The sequence below is a fragment of the Alteromonas sp. MmMcT2-2 genome (genome assembly GCF_022348305.1).
Taxonomy (GTDB): Bacteria; Pseudomonadota; Gammaproteobacteria; order Enterobacterales; family Alteromonadaceae; genus Alteromonas; species Alteromonas macleodii.
The window spans coordinates 1-1225 of sequence record NZ_JAKRFA010000118.1; the positions used below are offsets into that span (position 1 = coordinate 1).

1 protein-coding gene is annotated in these 1225 nt (G+C 45.3%); it reads right to left on the reverse strand.

Translation table 11 applies throughout. The features are described 5' to 3' along the window. Positions 1-873, reverse strand: an 873-nt coding sequence (ltrA, locus tag MHM99_RS21085) for a group II intron reverse transcriptase/maturase (RefSeq protein ID WP_239220464.1), incomplete at its 3' end; no start/stop codon positions are given. Between the last annotated feature and the right edge of the window lie 352 nt (positions 874-1225).

The window sequence follows — 1225 nt, forward strand, 5'->3', positions numbered from 1 at the left end:
ATCTACGCGGCGAGTTTTGTCAGGGTGCAGTGTCAGCCCATAACGCGTAAAGCGTTTGGTTAAGACTTGTTGAACACGATAACAATCCTCGTAATGTTCAAACACCATAACAAAATCGTCCGCAAACCGAGTCAAACTTGAACGCCCAAGCATGCGAGGTTTAACCGAATTGGCAAACCATTCATCCAATACATAGTGCAAATATATATTTGCTAGTAAAGGAGAAATAACACCGCCTTGTGGCGTCCCGATTACAGACTTCTTTAGTTTACTCCCATCCATCACACCGGCTTTTAGCCATTTGTCTATCATTTTACGAATAACGCCATCCGTCACTCGTTGGTCTAAAAAGTTTCTCAACTGAGTATGTTCAATAGTATCGAAATACTGCTGTATATCCACGTCTAGTACCCACTTACCCCCGTCATCCATGATGTGATTACGAAGACTTTGTAACGCTTGGTGTGCAGAGTAGCCCGGTCGAAAACCAAATGAACAATCATAGAACGTCTGTTCGTATACTGGCTCCAGTAGCATTACAACGGCACGTTGAACAAGCTTGTCTTCAAATGTGGGGATCCCGAGAGGACGCAACTTACCATCGCCCTTGGGAATATACACGCGACGAATAGCAGGTGCTCGATAGCGTCCAGACTTGACTCTTTCAAGCAATGATTGCAGATTTGCATCCAAGTGCTGTTCATAGTCACGTGCTGTTTCACCATCTATGCCGACTGCGCCATCTTTACGCGTGAGCCTATACGCTTCATATAGCCACTCAATATTCAGTAGATGATTGAGTGATGTGAACACGAGTTTCGGTTTCTCTTTAGCCAATTTGGCTATCTGTTGTTGTTTCGTTGACACAATCATCGGTTTCTGTGCACCTCTATGTTTCCCATCAACAGTTAAAAAGTTATGGTGCGCCCTTTCCTCGTTAGGGTCCTCCTGAGCAGAGTTCCCCCAAGTCAACAGTAATATGGCGCACTAAGACTTCCAGCATCTACTACCTAATCACTTATGGATTCGCTTTTAAGCTCCTGAGCGTGCTTCCTGTTCGCTCTGTCTGATTGGAAGCCATTACCAGACAGCCCGGCTTTGTTGATAGCTAGAGCCAAACGCTTAATAATACTCAGGTCAATACTGGATCTCACAGGTTCCTGAGAATTCCATCCTGTACCTTTGCCCCGGCCATAGATCCCGGTCGGACAATACATCTCTTACC